We start from the raw sequence: 17227 nt of genomic DNA on the forward strand, positions 1-17227 counted from the left end.
CAGCGGTAGTTCAGTCGGTTAGAATACCGGCCTGTCACGCCGGGGGTCGCGGGTTCGAGTCCCGTCCGCTGCGCCATTTTTCAGTAACAGATGGGTGCCTGGCACCGGTCTGAAGCCTAAAGGCAAAATTGCCTAAGGCTGATCCCAGTTTCAATCAGGCGCAAGCCTGAACGATACGCAGCGGTAGTTCAGTCGGTTAGAATACCGGCCTGTCACGCCGGGGGTCGCGGGTTCGAGTCCCGTCCGCTGCGCCATCTTCGTTTCGAAGCCCCTTGAACGCTTCGAAGCAGCAAAAAGAGCGATCTTAATGTCGCTTTTTTTGTGCCTGCCCTGAGGCTTTTTGGCCGCATGGGTGGATCACAGTTTCAACCGGGCGAAAGCCCGAGCGATACGCAGCGGTAGTTCAGTCGGTTAGAATACCGGCCTGTCACGCCGGGGGTCGCGGGTTCGAGTCCCGTCCGCTGCGCCATCTTCGCCTCGAAGCCCCTTGAACGCTTCGAAGCAAACGAGAAAGCGACCTTAGGGTCGCTTTTTTCATTTGCGCGCCTGCAAAGTCAACATTTACACGATGCTGACAGACTCTTCACCGTCGAACGGTTTCAGTGCAAGGGTGCTGTGATGCACAATAGGCACCTCTCGACTTACCCGGAATTCGCAATGACCAGATCATCCGTCTTTGGTGCGCTCGGGCTGGCCCTTGTGCTGGCGGGCGTGACCGGTTGCTCCTCGAAAAAAACCGCTATCTATGAGCATGAGAACTTCGATGACTCGGGCACCTTCTCGCGCAGCTTCCCGGTCAGTGAAGCCGGCTCGTGCGAGGCTGCCCGGCGTGCGCTGCTGAGCCAGGGTTACATCATCACCAGCAGCGGCGCCAACCAGATTGCCGGTAACAAAAGCTTCCAGCAGAACAGCGAGAACCACCTGCAGATCAGCTTCAGCGTGACCTGTGCGCCCGACAGCAGTGACGAGCAGTGCTCGACCATGTTCGCCAACGCTTTGCAGGACCGCTACGCCCTCAAGAAGTCCAATACGTCCGCCAGCCTCGGCGTGGGTGTACTGGGTTCTGTTTCGATGCCCATCGGCTCCAGTGACGATTCGATGGTCAAGGTCGCCAGCGAGACCGTGACCGCGCCGCAGTTCTACGAGCGTTACTTTGCTCTGGTCGAAAGCTACTTGCCCAAGCCCAAGCCGAAGAAGGTCAGCAAGGCCAAGGTTGAAGCGCCTGTGCCCAAGGCCGAGAACACAGCGCCTGCCTTGGGGTTGCCTGAGCAAGTTTCGCCAGCACCTGTGAGCGCTCCTTTGGCAGAGGCGGCACCTGCTCCTGCTCCTGAACCAGCAGCACCGGCACCGGCACCGGCGCCAGCAGAACCAGCACCAGCATCTGAGGTGGTAGCCCCGGCAAGCGAGGCCCCAGCTTCGCCGGTAGTTGATGACAGCCAGGGTTCGCAACCGGTCGCACCGCCGGCGGCGCCTGCGCCAATTCAGGTGCAGCAAGATGCACAGCCTGCCGAGGCTGAAGCGCCCTCACTCTGAATTATCTTCCCTGAACAGGCGTCGACACGGCCAATCATTCGCTGTTACAGATCACCGGACGATAACTTTCTGAACACCTGCTACGTTTACCACTCATAGGCTTGTCATCATTTCTTCATCCAGCCTGCTTAGGTTGGAAGGCATGACCAACGAAGATAAAAGAGTGAAGAGGGCGCAGGGTAATGGATGAATATCAGGAAGAGCTGCTCGAGTACCAAGCCTACGAGCTGGACACCCCGGAACCGGCCGACGACGCCACCGAGCTTTGACCGACCTGCCGCTGACTGCGGCGGACCCCCCCCGGTGTGAGGCCCGTCCAGCGCTTGAATGCGCGCTGGAAGGCCTCAGCCGATGCAAAACCCAGCAGATAGGCAATCTCTCCGAAGCTCAATTCCGTATCGCGGATATAGGCCTCGGCAAGGTCGCGCCGGGTATCGTTGAGCAAGTCTCGAAAGCGCGTGCCTTCCTCTGCCAGTTTGCGCCGCAAGGTCCAGGCGGGCAGTTGCAGGCGCAGTGCCACTTCTTCCAGGCCGGGCTCACGGCCACCGTTGAGCAGGGGGCCGAGCAGGTGGGTGATGCGCTCGCCCAGGCTGCGTACGCGGGTGCGCTGCAGCATGTGTGTTTCACACAGTTGCAGCAGGTGCTGCCAAGTGCTCGGACAATGCTGGGGGTTGGCCAGCTCCAGCGTGGCCCGGCCCAGGCGCAGTCGGTTGCCACTGGCGCCAAACTGCACGGCGGTGCTGCACAATGGCTGGTACTGGGCGGCGTAGCCAGGTGCTTCGAATTCGATCTCCAGGCGCTCGGCCTGTATGGGCGTGTCGGTCAGGGCCGCAAGCTGGGCCAGCCAGCCGGTCAGCAGCGAGTCAACCACGAAACGGTTGTAGGCGTTGTAGGGGCTGATTGAATAAAAGCGCAGCCATGCCCCCTGGGCATCTTCCTGAAAACTCGAATGCCCACGGTAGTTGGCGGCATACAGCGGCTCGAAACGCAGCAGTGTACGGGCGGCTTCGCCCAACGTAGGCGCCTGCGCGGCTGTGACGCCCGCCAGGCCGGCCTGGGCCAGCCGGCTCAGGCGTCCCATGTGCAGGCCCAAGGCAGGCTCCCCGCACAGCGCGATCGCAGCATGCCCCAGGTGCATGTAACGGGGGATCGACAGCCGTGCGCCGGCTTCGGCCAGGCGTGTCTCATCCAGCCCGTAACGGCGCAGCAGCGGCAGAGGATCGTGACCGAGGCCCTGAATGGCCTCAGCAAGTGGCTGGACGAACCCTACCGAGAGGTCGCCCAGGCGAACGCGGGGACGGGACATACCCCTACAGCCACACGTTCAGCAGGCGTGCGCCCTGGCTGGGAGGGCCTGTAAGCAATTCGCCACTCTGGTGGGCGAAGCCTTGACCGTCGCTGCCCTGGTCCCAGAACTGCCCACGCATGAATACACTCATGCTGTTGACCCCTTCGCCGGCAGCCTCGGTCAGGCGTTGCCAGGCGGTCTTCTCGCTCACTTCACCGCGCTGCAGGGCAAGCTCGGCCGCCGCATCCTGGTGCCGGTTGCCACGCCATGGCGCTTGCCAGCTGTCTTTGCCGCTCAGGAAAACCGGGTTGGCGATCAGTTGTACCTGCTGGTTGTCCAACTGCTGGTGGTTCTCCGGGTACCAGCTATCGCTGCCGATCAGCACGCCAAGACGCCCGGCTGGGGTTTGCACGACTTGTAGGGGTTGCTTGCGGCCATCATGGATGTAACGGCGTACCTGGCTGTCGGGGAATTGCTGGCGTTGTGGCTGGCCCAGCGGTGAACCATCGCTGGCGAACACCAGGCTGCTGTTGAATAGCGGGCCGCCGCCGGCATGCAGCACGCCCTGTTCCACATAGGGGTCAGGCAGCACGATCGAGCCGGCCACCAAGGTTACGCCAAACTCCTTGGCCAGGCTGCCGAACAGCTGCTGGTAGTCGCGGGCCATCTGCTGAGCCTTCATGCGCAAGTGCGCGTCGGCCCGGCGGTCATCACCGCTGGCCCGCAAGATCGCCAGGCCATAGCGCAGCGGGTTGCTCAACTCCAGCCATTGCTCTGCCTCGCGGCTGCGGGTGACCTGGTACAGCTCGTTCTTTTCGCCGCGGGCCCACAGCCAGGTGCCAATGTGCTCCGGCAGCACCACCACTGTGCGCGGGTTTATCAGGCCCTGGGCACGGGCTTGTTGCAGGTAGGCCGAGAGCTTGCGGTGCAGGCGTTGCAGGTTTTGATAGTCGCTTGGGTAAAGCAGGGGCTCGACGCCCAGCAGGTTGCCCTGCTCGCCGGGCACGCCGTGGTTCAGCGCCAGTTCGATGCGCAGGTCGGAGAGGTAGTGGCCTTCCGGGCGCTGTTGGGTCCAGAAGCCATAGCCGCACAGGGCGGCGATCATTACCAGCGCCAAGGCGCTTGCCAGTAGTTTTCGCATGCCTTTGATTTCGCTGATACTCGCAATGACGAGGCGGTGAACCAAGAAGTCGCTGAGCATTGTGTCACAGTCGTCTTGAACGTGCCTCGCGCAGCCGTTGATTTCAACTGGATTTGACCGGCAGTGTCCCGACAATGTTTCTCCGGTAATCAGGCGGAAAATGTCGCGGTGCCCGGGAGCGCTGTGCTCATCGGGGATCAGCCTCATGTTCTTTGGCGTGGCCGAACCGGTGAAGCATTTCACCACGCCGCCTGTGGGCGACCCTGGCACAGTGGCATGGGCAGCGTCCTGGATACCCATGCCGGCGCCGTGATCAGAACCTCCAGAAGGCAGGCGCTATGAGCACCAGCACGGTGAGGATCTCAAGCCGGCCTAGCAGCATACCGATGGTCAGTAGCCACTTCGCAGCGTCGGGCAGTGAGCTGAAGTTGCCAGCAGGTCCGATCACACTGCCCAATCCTGGCCCGACGTTGCACACGGCGGTCGCCGCGCCACTGAGGGCAGTGGTCCAGTCAAGCCCTATCAGGGTCAGCGCCAATGCGATCACTGCAATGGTGACGGAGAAGAAGAAGGAGAACGTCAGCAATGAGCGCACAATTTCTTCATCAATGGGGTGGCCATTATACTTTTTCGAGATCATCGCCCGCGGATGAATCAATTGTTTCAAGCTGCTGACCAGCAGCGACGCGGCGACTTGAAAACGGAAAATTTTAAGGCCGCCGGCCGTAGACCCTGAGCATCCACCGACAAAGGTCAGGTAGAAGAACAACAGAACAGCGAAGCTGCCCCACAGTGTGTAATCCCCTACTGCAATGCCTGTGGTGGTAACCACTGAGGTCACATTCACCGCCACGATACGAAAGGCATCCCACCAGGCCAGGTCACTATGCCAGCACAACCAGCTGCCTACTGTGACCCAGACGAATACGAGAAAGCCGAGAAAGCCACGCACCTGATGGTCCTTGAACAGGATGCGCCGGTGGCCACGCAAGGTCGCTACATACAGGGCGAAGGGCAGGCTTCCCAGGATCATGATCACTACCGCCACCCAATGCACAGCGGGCTGAGTCCAGTGGCCAAGCGATGCATCGGACGTCGAAAACCCACCCGTGGAGATCAGCGACATCGAATGATTGATGGCGTCGAACGGGGTCATGCCGGCGGCCCACAGGGCCAATGTACCGAGTGCTGTCAGCCCCAGGTATATCACCAGGATCATTTTTGCCGCGACGTGTGAACGGGGCGTCACTTTGTCCGACCAGTCCGAGGACTCGGTCTGGAACAGGCGCATGCCACCGACGCGCAGCAGCGGCAAGATTGCGACGGCCATGCCGATGAAGCCTATGCCCCCCAGCCAGTGCAACAGCGATCGCCAGATCAGCAGGCCGGGCGATGCGCTGTCCAATCCGGTAAGTACCGTCGAGCCCGTGGTGGTGATGCCCGACATGGTCTCAAAGAATGCATCCGTGTAGCTGATATGCCGGATGAACACCATGGGCAGGGCTGCGAACGCGCAGACGATGACCCAGCTGGCTGTGGTCAGGAAGTACATGTCTCGCGCCCTTAACTGCGGCGCATCGGGTATGCCACGAGCCACCAGAACCAGGCCTGCGCACAGGGCTATGAGGCTGGACCAGAGGAAGGCACCGAGGTCATCGCTAAGGCCATACAGCAGCAGCGTGGCCATGGGGATGACCATGCTGACCGCCAGGGTAATCAGGAATACGCCGATGATGAACGCGATGAAGCGCAAAGCGGGGAGAGGCATCGAGCAGGCTCACAGGGGCAATGACCGGCAGTATCGACTGCCATTGCAGGATGTCGAGTAAAAAAGGCGTAAAAGTGTGGGTCATCTCAGCGCGGTTACTGCAGTTCGCCTGTGCAGAATGATCAATAAGTTGTCAGTTTTGATCATTGAGCGCATTCAAACGGCTGTTTAATGTCGTTGGCAGATAAACGACGGGGCCCGCCGAGGCACCCGCATTCCGTGATCACGCCACATGGGGAACCGTTCCATGGCTGCCGACCGCTATCCGCACTTGCTGGCCCCGCTTGACCTGGGCTTCACCACCTTGGCTAACCGCACCCTGATGGGGTCGATGCACACAGGTCTTGAGGAGCGTCCCGGTGGCTTCGAACGCATGGCTGCGTATTTTGCAGAGCGTGCCCGTGGCGGCGTTGGGCTGATGGTCACTGGCGGTATCGCGCCCAACGATGAAGGGGGCGTGTATTCCGGCGCAGCCAAGTTGAGCACCGAGGAGGAGGCTGACAAGCACCGCATCGTCACCGAGGCCGTGCATGCCGCTGGCGGCAAGATTTGCCTGCAGATCCTGCATGCCGGGCGCTATGCCTACAGCCCCCGGCAGGTGGCGCCGAGTGCGATCCAGGCGCCGATCAACCCGTTCAAGCCTAAAGAGCTGGACGAGGCCGGGATCGAGAAGCAGATCGCCGACTTCGTCAATTGTGCCGTCCTGGCCCAGCGCGCCGGCTACGATGGCGTCGAAATCATGGGTTCGGAAGGCTACTTCATCAATCAGTTCCTGGTTGCCCATACCAACCACCGTACTGACCGCTGGGGCGGCAGCTATGAAAACCGCATGCGCCTGGCGGTCGAGATCGTCAGCCGGGTGCGCGACGCCGTGGGTCCGAATTTCATCATCATCTTCCGCCTGTCGATGCTCGACCTGGTCGAGGGCGGCAGCACCTGGGACGAGATCGAGTTGCTGGCCAAAGCCGTCGAACGGGCTGGCGCGACCCTCATCAACACGGGTATCGGCTGGCACGAGGCGCGCATCCCGACCATCGCCACCAAGGTCCCGCGCGCGGCGTTCAGCAAAGTCACCGCCAAGCTGCGCGGGGCGGTGAAGATTCCGTTGATCACCACCAACCGCATCAATACCCCCGAAGTGGCTGAAGCCGTGCTGGCCGAGGGCGATGCCGACATGGTCTCGATGGCCAGGCCGTTCCTGGCCGACCCGGAGTTCGTCAACAAGGCTGCGCAGGGGCGCGGCGATGAAATCAATACCTGCATCGGCTGTAACCAGGCGTGCCTGGATCATACGTTCGGCGGCAAGCTGACCAGTTGCCTGGTCAACCCGCGGGCCTGCCACGAAACCGAACTCAATTACCTGCCGGTGCACACGGTCAAACGCATTGCCGTGGTGGGTGCCGGCCCGGCTGGCCTGGCGGCTGCCACCGTGGCCGCAGAGCGTGGTCACCAGGTGACGCTGTTCGATGCAGCCAGCGAAATTGGCGGGCAGTTCAACGTGGCCAAACGGGTGCCGGGCAAGGAGGAGTTCTTCGAGACCCTGCGCTATTTCGGCAACAAGTTGAAAAGCACGGGTGTCGACCTGCGGTTGAACACTCGGGTCGATGTGCCGGCCCTGCTGGAAGGCGCTTTCGACGAGATCATCCTGGCCACTGGCATTGCGCCGCGTACGCCGGCCATTCCCGGTGTCGAGCACGCCAAAGTGCTCAGCTACCTGGACGTACTGCTCCAGCGCAAGCCGGTGGGTGAGTCGGTTGCGGTGATCGGTGCTGGCGGCATCGGTTTTGACGTCAGCGAGTACCTGGTGCACCAGGGCGTGGCCAGCAGTCAGGATCGGGAAGTGTTCTGGAAGGAGTGGGGCATCGATCGCGACCTGCAGGCGCGAGGCGGCGTGGCAGGCATCAAGCCCGAACCGCATGCACCGGCGCGACAGGTTTATCTGCTGCAGCGCAAGAAGTCCAAGGTGGGTGACGGTCTGGGCAAGACCACCGGCTGGATCCACCGCACGGGCCTGAAAAACAAGCAGGTACAGATGCTCAACGGCGTCGAGTACCTGAGGATCGACGATGCGGGCCTGCACATCCGCGTAGCTGAAGGTGAGCCGCAGGTACTGGCGGTGGACAACGTGGTCATCTGCGCCGGGCAGGAGCCGCTGCGGGAGCTGCACGAAGGGCTGCTGGCTGCGGGGCAGTCGGTGCACTTGATCGGCGGCGCGGATGTGGCGGCCGAGTTGGATGCCAAACGGGCGATCAACCAGGGCTCGCGTCTGGCTGCGGAGCTTTGAGATGGCCGGGGCCGCAAAGCGGCCCCAGGTTTTCACTGGTAGACTGACGGCCTCGCATCAGGCGCTGAAACATGTTTACCCGCTTTCATGACCTTCCCCAGGCACCTTTACAGCCCCTCGAGCTTGCTTGGCTGAAAAGTGCCAACGTTGAAGCCGCCATCCTGCGCCTGGACCTGATCGACCCCCTGATCAGCGGCAACAAATGGTTCAAGCTGCGCCACCACCTGCTGCACGGCCACGCCTCGGGCGCCGCCGGGCTGATCAGCCTCGGCGGCAATCACTCCAACCACCTCCATGCCCTGGCCGCCGCCGGCAAGCGCTTCGGCTTCGCCACCGTTGGTCTGTTGCGCGGCCATGCCCAGGACACCCCCACGGTGCGTGATCTGCAGGCGCTGGGGATGCAATTGCACTGGCTTGGTTACGCAGGCTACCGTGCCCGTCATGACCCCGGCTTCTGGGCACCTTGGCAAGCGCTGTATCCCGGCTGGCACTGCATCCCCGAAGGCGGTGGCGGGCAGGCTGGTGCCCAGGGGTGTGCATTGATCGTCGAGCAGGCCAAGGCCCAGTTGGGCACATTGGGTTGGCCGGACTATGACGCCTGGTGGCTGGCCGCTGGCACCGGGACCACGCTGGCTGGCCTGGTGCTGGCCGAGGCCGGCGCGCACAGGGTGCATGGCGCCCTGGCAGTGCCGCTGGACCATGGTGTACCCGAGACCATAACGGCGCTGGCCGGTACGGCCGGGTACCAGTTGCACGAGGCCTGCCGAGAGGGTTTTGCCAGGCTCGATGATGAGCTGCAGGCTTTCATCGAACAGGCTGAGGCCAGCACGGGTGTCCCTTTAGAGGCGCTTTACACCGGCAAGGCACTGATGGCCCTGCGTGGGCAGGTCGAGGCCGGGCTGTTCAAGCCTGGCACTCGCCTGATCTTTTTGCACACCGGTGGCCTGCAGGGCCGACGCGGCTACTTGTAAGGCAGCATGCGCAGCAGCGTGTTGTCGCGCACTACGTAGTGGTGATAAAGCCCGGCCAGCGCGTGCAGGCCGATCAGCCAGTACCCCCAACTGCCCACGCGTTCATGCCAGCCTTTGATGAACTTGGCCAAGTCCGGATCCGCAGCGATCAGGTGCGGCAACTCCAGGCCATAGAAGGGCACCGGTTTGTCGGCGGCACTGAGGATCAGCCAGCCGGCCAGCGGCAAGCCGATCATCAACAGGTACAGCGCCAGGTGCATCACGTGGGCAAGCCCGGTCTGCCAGGCGGGAGGCTTGGGCACAATGGGCGGCGCAGGGCGGACCAGGCGCACGGCCAGGCGCAGCCAAACCAGCACGAACACCGTCAGGCCGAGCATGAAGTGCAGGTCCTTCATCAGGTTGCGCTCGGCGCTGTCCTTGGGGAACAGGCCACGCAACTCGATGCAGGCGTAGACAGCGGCCAGCAGCACCAGCATCAGCCAATGCAGGGCGATGGACAGGCGTGCGTAGTGGGGCGCGGGGCTGGATGAAACCATGGGTGGTCCTCGTCATCAGGTCTAAAGTGGCGCTCTTGGCGGCGCTCAGAGGTAACTGTAACCGCTGCTGGGTTTAAATCTTTGCGCTGGATCGGTGAAATGGTGTTTGCGGCCTGCTGCTCTCAATGCCGGGGTGGTTTACCCGCTAAGGTGCAAGTGCGGCCAGCTGTCAGCCACCAGAAACACGCGGCCCACCTCATGCCATTCGCCTTCCGGGCCTGGTTCAAGCCTGACCAGCATCTGCGCCGGTGCTTGCGGGTCAAGCCCCTCAAGCCATTGAGCGAACTGCCGCGCGGTCCACCCTTGATCGGCCTCGAACCTTGCCGGTGCCAGCCAGGCATGGCGGGGCAGGGGCTGCCAGCGTCCCACCTCGGCCATTGCCCAATCCCGCCGCCGCAACCACCGCCCGCGCAGGTGCAGCGGGTTGGCCCCTGCGGGCGATTCGGCGTGCCCAAACCACGGATAGAACAGATACCCCGCCAGCCACAGGTGTGCCTGTACCTGGCCGATGCCAAGCCCGGCGAGCGCCTCACGGCTCTGCGTGCCACCCGACATGGGCAATTGGTGCCCGGCCAGGTGCGCCAGTTTGGTACCCAGCCGGTCATGGCAACCCGGCCCTAGCCACTGCGCCGGGTCATGGCCTTGGCCGTCCGTTGGCCCCAGGTAAAGCTTTATGGCCAGCTCCAGATGGTGGGTACCGTCGGCGTCGCGCAGCACAATGTCCAACTCGCCCAGCGTGCGCCCACCGGTGCGGATCGCCAGGTTGGCCGCCAGCAGCTCGACACCGGGCGCCTGGGCCAGGGCGAACTGCCACAGGCCTTCGTAGTACAGGCCCAGGCGCCGGCTGGTGCTGTTTGCCAGCCATTCACGCAGGGGCTGATCGTCGGCGTCCAGCGCCTGTAACCAGTCTTTCAGCCGCTGGGGATCCGCCGCCCAGGTGCTGCCTGCCAGCGGATGGCGCTGGGGGCAGGGCGGTGTGCTCAGCAGCGGTGGCGACAGCAGCGTCCAGGCCAGGTCGCGCACGGCGGCGCGGCGCAATTGGCGAGGCAGGTCGTGGAGTTCGGCGAAAGGCATCATGCTGCGAGCATAGCCGGTTTGCCGCTGCCCGGTCGTTTCGCCCATAATCGCGGCATAGTCACCCGCCGCAGAGCCTTGCAGGAGCCCCATGGAGCAATTTCGCAATATCGGTATCATCGGCCGCCTTGGCAGCTCGCAGGTGCTCGACACCATTCGCCGACTGAAAAAATTCCTCCTCGAGCGCCACCTGCACGTGATCCTCGAGGACACCATTGCCGAAGTGCTGCCTGGCCACGGCCTGCAGACCTCCACGCGCAAGTTGCTGGGCGAAGTATGCGACCTGGTCATCGTCGTCGGCGGTGACGGCAGCCTGCTTGGCGCCGCGCGTGCTTTGGCACGGCACAACATCCCTGTCCTGGGGATCAACCGCGGCAACCTGGGCTTCCTCACCGATATTCGCCCGGACGAGCTGGAAGAAAAGGTCGCCGCAGTGCTTGACGGCCACTACCTGGTGGAAAACCGCTTCCTGCTGCAGGCCGAGGTGCGCCGCCACCACGAGGCCATCGGCCAGGGCGATGCGCTCAACGATGTGGTCCTGCACCCGGGCAAGTCGACGCGGATGATCGAGTTCGAGATCTACATCGACGGCCAGTTCGTCTGCAGCCAAAAGGCCGACGGCCTGATCGTCGCCACCCCCACCGGCTCGACCGCCTACGCGCTGTCGGCCGGCGGCCCGATCATGCACCCCAAGCTCGACGCCATTGTCATCGTGCCCATGTACCCGCACACCCTGTCGGGCCGCCCGATCGTGGTCGACGGCAACAGCGAGCTGAAGATCGTGGTGTCCAAGGACCTGCAGATCTACCCGCAGGTATCCTGTGACGGTCAGAACCACTTCACCTGCGCCCCCGGCGATACCATCACCGTGAGCAAGAAGCCGCAGAAACTGCGCCTGATCCACCCGCTGGGCCACAATTACTACGAGGTTTGCCGCACCAAGCTCGGTTGGGGCAGCCGCCTGGGGGGCAGGGACGACTGATGTTCGATCCGGCGCGAAGTTTCGACATCATCGGTGACGTGCATGGCTGTGCGCTGACCCTCGAACGCCTGCTCGACACCCTCGGCTACAAGCGTGTCGGTGGTGTCTGGTGCCACCCGCGGCGTCAGGCGCTGTTCCTCGGCGACATTGTCGACCGCGGCCCGCGTATCCGTGAGGCGCTGCACATCGTCCACGACATGGTCGAGGCCGGCCAGGCCTTCTGTATCATGGGCAACCACGAATACAACGCCCTGGGCTGGGTAACCCCGGCGCTGCCCGGCAGCGGTAAGGCCTACGTGCGCGAGCACACGCCGCGCCATGCCCGCCTGATCGACGAGACCCTGACCCAGTTCGCCCACCACCCCGGTGACTGGCACGATTTTCTGCAGTGGTTCTACGACATGCCGCTGTTCGTCGACGCCGGGCGGTTCCGCCTGGTGCATGCCTGCTGGGACCCGCGGCTGATCGAGCCGCTGCGCCAGCAATACCCCGACGGGCGCATTGACGAGCACTTCATCCAGGCATCGGCGGTGCCCGGCAGCTTCGCTTCCACGGTCTGCAACCGTCTGTTGCGCGGCACCGACATGCGCCTGCCGGACGGCCTGACGCTGACCGGCGGCGATGGCCTGACCCGCGCCTTCTTCCGTACCAAGTTCTGGGAAGAAGACCCGAAGACCTATGGCGACATCGTCTTCCAGCCTGACGCGCTGCCCGATGATGTGGCCCGCACGCCGCTCAGCCACACCGAGAAAAATGCCTTGCTACGCTATGCCGAAGAGGAGCCGCTGCTGTTCGTCGGCCATTACTGGCGCAGCGGCCGCCCGGCGCCGATCCGCCCCAACCTTGCCTGCCTGGACTACAGTGCAGTGCTGTACGGCAAGCTGGCGGCCTATCGGCTGGATGATGAAACCCGGATCGACCCGCACAAGTTCGTCTGGGTCGACGTCGATCGACCGCAGGCCAATCAATGAATATCGTCGAAGTGATGCGCCTGCCGCTGTCGGTCGACCTCAGCGGCTTCGTGCACCTGCTGCAACGCCTGCAGGTGCCGCACCGGGTCAGCGAAGAGGGCGAAGCCCAGGTGCTCTGGGCGCCGGAAACCATGGCCGCCGATGTCCTTCAACTCTACCAGCGCTACCCAGACGGCAACGCTGATGTCGAGCTTGCGCAGGCCCCTGCGCAAGGCGACTTGCCGGCGAAAGGGCTGACACTGGCCGAGCAGGCAAAAGCCTGCAAGGTCACCGCCGCCGTCCTCTTCCTGTGCCTGATCGTCGCCGGCCTTACCCGCCTGGGCGACAACCTCACCACCATCAGCTGGTTCACCTTCCTCGACTACCGCGTCCAGGGTGAATACCTGCATTTCACGCCGCTGGCTCAGGGCCTCGCCGAAGGCCAATGGTGGCGCCTGGTGTCGCCGATGCTGCTGCACTTTGGCGTACTGCACCTGGCCATGAACGGCATGTGGTACTGGGAACTGGGCAAGCGCATCGAACTGCGCCAGGGCCCTTGGTTGCTGGCTGGCCTGACCTTGCTGTTCAGCCTGGTGTCCAACCTGGCCCAGCACTACACCAGTGGCCCGAGCCTGTTCGGCGGCCTGTCGGGGGTGCTGTACGGCTTGCTCGGCCATGTCTGGCTGTACCAGTGGCTGGCGCCCAACCCACACTTCAGCCTGCCCAAGGGTGTGCTGGTGATGATGCTCATCTGGCTGGTCATCTGCCTGACCGGTGTGGTCGGCCAACTCGGTTTTGGCCAGATCGCCAACGCCGCGCACGTCGGCGGGCTGCTCATCGGATGCCTGACGGGCCTCTTGGGTGGTGCGCTGGCGCGGCGTAAACTGTCCGCTTGATTTAGGAGACGCTATGTCCACGTTCGCGCAAATGATCGAAAACATCACGCCGCAGATCTACGAAAGCCTGAAAACGGCCGTGGAAATCGGCAAATGGTCCGATGGCCGCAAGCTCACCCCCGAGCAGAAGGAGCTGTCGCTGCAGGCGGTGATCGCCTGGGAGATGAAGAACCTGCCAGAAGACCAGCGTACCGGCTACATGGGGCCCCAAGAGTGCGCATCGAAGTCTGCGCCGATCCCTAACATTCTGTTCAAGTCGGACTCGGTACATTGATCGAACTCGCTCGTGGCTCTTTGAGCAAGATGGCGGTAAGCCTGGAAGCACCCGTGGTGCAGTACAGCTTTCGCCTGGATGACACGCAGGTGCCGGTCAACCCGCTGATCGGCCAGACCCTGCGCCTGCAATACCTCGGCGCCATTCACTGCAGCCATTGCGGCAAACGCACCAAGACCAGTTTCAGCCAGGGTTACTGCTACCCGTGCATGACCAAGCTGGCCCAGTGCGACGTGTGCATCATGGCGCCGGAACGCTGCCACTACGACGCCGGCACCTGCCGCGAGCCGTCCTGGGGCGAGCAGTTCTGCATGACCGACCACGTGGTCTACCTGGCCAACTCGTCCGGGGTCAAGGTTGGCATCACCCGCGCTACGCAGTTGCCCACCCGCTGGCTTGACCAGGGTGCGAGCCAGGCGTTGCCGATCATGCGCGTGGCGACCCGCCAGCAATCGGGCCTGGTCGAAGACGTATTGCGCAGTCAGGTGCCGGACCGTACCAACTGGCGCGCGCTGCTCAAGGGCGACGCCGAGGTACTCGACCTGGTGGCCATTCGCGAGCAGATCTTCGATGCATGCGCCGATGGCCTGCGCGATCTGCAGGCGCGCTTCGGCCTGCAGGCGATCCAGCCGCTGCCCGATGCCGAAGTGGTGCAGATGAAATACCCGGTCCAGGCCTACCCGAAGAAGATCGTCAGCTTCAACCTCGACAAGGACCCGGTGGTGGAAGGCACGCTGCTGGGTATCAAGGGCCAGTACCTGATCTTCGACACCGGCGTGATCAATATTCGCAAGTACACGGCCTACCAGTTGGCCGTGCTCCAGTAAAAAGGACCTGCACATGCGTACCGAACAACCGCAAGTGATCTACCTCAAGGACTACCAGGCGCCCGAGTACCTGATCGACGAGACGCACCTGACCTTCGAGCTGTTCGAGGACCACACGCTGGTCCATGCGCAACTGGTCATGCGCCGCAATCCGGCACGCGGTGCCGGCCTGCCGCCACTGGTGCTCGACGGCCAGCAGCTTGAGCTGCTGCGCGCCTCGCTGGACGATCAGCAACTGCAGGCGAGCGACTACCAGCTCGAAGCCGACAGCCTAACGCTGCACCCCAAAGCCGAGCGTTTCACCCTCGACACCAGCGTGAAGATCCACCCCGAGAGCAACACTGCGCTGGAAGGCCTGTACAAGTCCGGCAAGATGTTCTGCACCCAGTGCGAGGCCGAGGGTTTTCGCAAGATCACTTACTACCTCGACCGCCCGGACGTGATGAGCACATTCACCACCACGGTGATCGCCGAACAGCATCGTTACCCGGTGCTGCTGTCCAACGGCAACCCGGTCGGCAGCGGGCCGGCTGAAGATGGCCGCCATTGGGCGACCTGGGAAGACCCGTTCATGAAACCGGCCTACCTGTTCGCGCTGGTGGCCGGTGACCTGTGGTGCGTCGAGGACACGTTCGTGCGCCAGTCCGGCCGCGACGTGACCCTGCGCATCTATGTCGAACCCGAGAACATCGACAAGTGCGACCACGCCATGGTCAGCCTGAAGAAGTCCATGCGCTGGGATGAGGAAGTCTATGGCCGTGAGTACGACCTGGACATCTTCATGATCGTCGCGGTCAACGATTTCAACATGGGCGCCATGGAAAACAAGGGCCTGAACATCTTCAACTCCAGCTGCGTGCTGGCCCGCGCCGAAACCGCCACCGATGCTGCCCACCAGCGTGTCGAAGGCGTGGTCGCCCACGAGTATTTCCACAACTGGTCGGGCAACCGCGTGACCTGCCGCGACTGGTTCCAGCTGTCGCTCAAGGAAGGTTTCACGGTGTTCCGCGACGCCGAATTCAGCGCCGACATGAACTCGCGCACGGTCAAGCGCATCGAGGACGTCGCCTACCTGCGGACCCACCAGTTCGCCGAAGATGCAGGGCCCATGGCTCACCCTGTGCGCCCGGACAGTTTCATCGAGATTTCCAACTTCTACACCCTGACCGTGTACGAGAAGGGCGCCGAAGTGGTGCGCATGGTCCGTACCCTGCTGGGCGCCGAGGGTTTCCGCAAGGGCAGCGACCTGTACTTCGAACGCCATGATGGCCAGGCGGTGACCACCGATGACTTCATCAAGGCCATGGAAGACGCCAACGGCGTCGACCTCACCCAGTTCAAGCGCTGGTACAGCCAGGCGGGCACGCCGCGCCTGGATGTCAGCGAGGTCTACGACGCCACAGCACAAACCTACAGCCTGACCTTCCGCCAGAGCTGCCCGCAGACGCCGGACAAGGCCGAGAAACTGCCGTTCGTGATCCCGGTGGAGCTGGGCCTGCTGGATGCCGAGGGCAACGACCTGCCACTGCGCCTGGCCGGTGAGGCCTCCGCTGTTGGTACTGGCCGCGTGCTGTCGGTGACCGAGGCCGAGCAGACGTTCACTTTCGAAGGTATCCAGGCCAAGCCGCTGCCATCGCTACTGCGCGGCTTCAGCGCGCCGGTGAAGCTGAGCTTCCCGTATGACCGGGACCAGCTTATGTTCCTGATGCAGCACGACAGCGATGGCTTCAACCGCTGGGAGGCGGGCCAGCAGTTATCGGTACAGGTACTGCAGGAACTGATCGGCCAGCATCAGCGTGGTGAAGCACTGAAACTCGATCAGCGCCTGATCACTGCCCTGGGCACTGTTCTGGCCAACGAGTCGCTGGACGCCGCGATGGTTGCCGAGATGCTGTCACTGCCGGGCGAAGCCTACCTGACCGAGATCAGCCAGGTGGCTGATGTCGACGCCATCCACGCGGCACGCGAGTTTGCACGCCGGCAGATTGCCGAGCAGTTGTTCGATGGCCTGTGGGCGCGCTACCAGGCGCACCGCGAGGTTTCGCGCAACACCGCCTATGTCGCCGCAGCCGAGCACTTCGCCCGTCGCAGCCTGCAGAACATTGCCCTGTCGTACCTGATGCTCAGCGCTAAACCGCAGGTGCTGGAAGCGACCCTTGAGCAGTTCGACAACTGCGACAACATGACTGAACGGCTGACGGCGCTGGCCGTGCTGGTCAATTCGCCGTTCGAGGCCGAGCGTGGCAAGGCCCTGGAGACGTTCGCCGAGCACTTCAAGGATAACCCGCTGGTCATGGATCAGTGGTTCAGCGTGCAGGCAGCCAGTGCCTTGCCGGGCGGGCTGGCGCGGGTCAAGGCGCTGATGCAGCACCCGGCGTTCACCCTGAAAAACCCGAACAAGGTGCGTGCGCTGGTCGGTGCGTTTGCCGGACAGAACCTGGTCAACTTCCATGCGGCCGATGGCTCCGGCTATCGCTTCCTTGCGGACCTGGTGATCGAGCTGAATGCGCTGAACCCGCAAATCGCTTCGCGTCAACTGGCACCGCTGACCCGCTGGCGCAAGTATGACGAAGCGCGCCAGGCGCTGATGAAGGGCGAGCTGGAGCGGATTCTCGCTTCCGGGGCGCTGTCCAGCGATGTCTATGAAGTGGTGAGCAAAAGCCTGGCATAAAGCCTGGGATCTCCCACAGGTAATGCACAAGC

The 17227-nt window shown here is 63.1% G+C and carries 14 protein-coding genes and 2 tRNA genes; 11 read left to right on the forward strand and 5 right to left on the reverse strand.

All coding sequences use genetic code 11. The annotated features are described in order from the left end of the window. Positions 1-177: 177 nt before the first annotated feature. The 3 genes from ACW4TB_RS22295 (at position 178) to ACW4TB_RS22305 (ending at position 1533) form a co-directional block, all read left to right on the forward strand. A tRNA-Asp gene (locus ACW4TB_RS22295) sits at positions 178-254 on the forward strand. Between the two features lie 138 nt (positions 255-392). After that, positions 393-469: transfer RNA gene (locus ACW4TB_RS22300), tRNA-Asp, on the forward strand. A 188-nt stretch (positions 470-657) separates the two neighbouring features. After that, positions 658-1533, forward strand: coding sequence for a DUF2242 domain-containing protein (locus tag ACW4TB_RS22305; protein ID WP_279930397.1), 876 nt, complete (start codon positions 658-660; stop codon positions 1531-1533). 220 nt (positions 1534-1753) lie between these two features. On the opposite strand, the gene ACW4TB_RS22310 is transcribed toward ACW4TB_RS22305, so the two are convergent. From ACW4TB_RS22310 to ACW4TB_RS22320, 3 genes are all read right to left on the reverse strand, one after another. Continuing rightward, a complete protein-coding gene (locus tag ACW4TB_RS22310; RefSeq protein ID WP_279930399.1) occupies positions 1754-2839 on the reverse strand; it encodes an AraC family transcriptional regulator in 1086 nt (361 codons plus the stop codon). 4 nt (positions 2840-2843) lie between these two features. Continuing rightward, positions 2844-3962: a nitrilase-related carbon-nitrogen hydrolase gene (locus ACW4TB_RS22315; RefSeq protein WP_279930401.1), complete on the reverse strand. Its 1119-nt coding sequence runs from the start codon at positions 3960-3962 to the stop codon at positions 2844-2846. Between the two features lie 313 nt (positions 3963-4275). Continuing rightward, the gene (locus ACW4TB_RS22320; protein ID WP_012313475.1) at positions 4276-5730 is read right to left on the reverse strand and encodes a TrkH family potassium uptake protein; all 1455 of its coding nucleotides are present in this window, start codon (positions 5728-5730) and stop codon (positions 4276-4278) included. A gap of 247 nt (positions 5731-5977) precedes the next feature. Between ACW4TB_RS22320 and ACW4TB_RS22325 the strand changes: the two genes are divergently transcribed. Both ACW4TB_RS22325 and ACW4TB_RS22330 read left to right on the forward strand, forming a co-directional pair. Continuing rightward, positions 5978-8014 carry an NADPH-dependent 2,4-dienoyl-CoA reductase gene (locus tag ACW4TB_RS22325; RefSeq protein ID WP_279930406.1) on the forward strand — a complete coding sequence of 679 codons (2037 nt, stop codon included), beginning with the start codon at positions 5978-5980 and terminating at the stop codon, positions 8012-8014. Positions 8015-8085: 71 nt separating this feature from the next. Next, positions 8086-8985 carry a 1-aminocyclopropane-1-carboxylate deaminase/D-cysteine desulfhydrase gene (locus tag ACW4TB_RS22330; RefSeq protein ID WP_279930407.1) on the forward strand — a complete coding sequence of 300 codons (900 nt, stop codon included), beginning with the start codon at positions 8086-8088 and terminating at the stop codon, positions 8983-8985. Here the strand turns inward: ACW4TB_RS22330 and ACW4TB_RS22335 are convergent. Both ACW4TB_RS22335 and ACW4TB_RS22340 read right to left on the reverse strand, forming a co-directional pair. Next, a complete protein-coding gene (locus ACW4TB_RS22335; RefSeq protein WP_012313478.1) occupies positions 8976-9521 on the reverse strand; it encodes a cytochrome b in 546 nt (181 codons plus the stop codon). The two genes, ACW4TB_RS22330 and ACW4TB_RS22335, sit on opposite strands and share 10 nt — an antisense overlap. Positions 9522-9659: 138 nt before the next feature. Then, positions 9660-10688: a DUF1853 family protein gene (locus ACW4TB_RS22340; RefSeq protein WP_279930410.1), complete on the reverse strand. Its 1029-nt coding sequence runs from the start codon at positions 10686-10688 to the stop codon at positions 9660-9662. Here ACW4TB_RS22340 and ACW4TB_RS22345 point away from each other — a divergent pair. The 6 genes from ACW4TB_RS22345 to pepN are packed head-to-tail and all read left to right on the forward strand — an operon-like array spanning position 10687 to position 17195. Continuing rightward, entirely contained in the window at positions 10687-11577 is an 891-nt protein-coding gene (locus tag ACW4TB_RS22345; protein ID WP_012313480.1) for an NAD(+) kinase, read from the forward strand. The genes ACW4TB_RS22340 and ACW4TB_RS22345 overlap by 2 nt on opposite strands. Continuing rightward, positions 11577-12548, forward strand: a complete 972-nt coding sequence (locus ACW4TB_RS22350; protein ID WP_012313481.1) for a metallophosphoesterase — start codon at positions 11577-11579, stop codon at positions 12546-12548. Before ACW4TB_RS22345 ends, ACW4TB_RS22350 begins: the two co-directional genes overlap by 1 nt. Next, positions 12545-13423 carry a rhomboid family intramembrane serine protease gene (locus tag ACW4TB_RS22355; protein ID WP_279930413.1) on the forward strand — a complete coding sequence of 293 codons (879 nt, stop codon included), beginning with the start codon at positions 12545-12547 and terminating at the stop codon, positions 13421-13423. The genes ACW4TB_RS22350 and ACW4TB_RS22355 overlap by 4 nt, the downstream gene beginning before the upstream one ends. 13 nt (positions 13424-13436) lie before the next feature. Further along, positions 13437-13697 carry a YeaC family protein gene (locus ACW4TB_RS22360; protein WP_012313483.1) on the forward strand — a complete coding sequence of 87 codons (261 nt, stop codon included), beginning with the start codon at positions 13437-13439 and terminating at the stop codon, positions 13695-13697. Continuing rightward, positions 13694-14524, forward strand: coding sequence for a DUF2797 domain-containing protein (locus ACW4TB_RS22365; RefSeq protein WP_042111277.1), 831 nt, complete (start codon positions 13694-13696; stop codon positions 14522-14524). Before ACW4TB_RS22360 ends, ACW4TB_RS22365 begins: the two co-directional genes overlap by 4 nt. A 13-nt stretch (positions 14525-14537) precedes the next feature. Then, positions 14538-17195, forward strand: coding sequence for an aminopeptidase N (gene pepN, locus ACW4TB_RS22370; RefSeq protein ID WP_279930415.1), 2658 nt, complete (start codon positions 14538-14540; stop codon positions 17193-17195). Positions 17196-17227: the final 32 nt, after the last annotated feature.

It is taken from the genome of Lelliottia jeotgali (genome assembly GCF_977070485.1).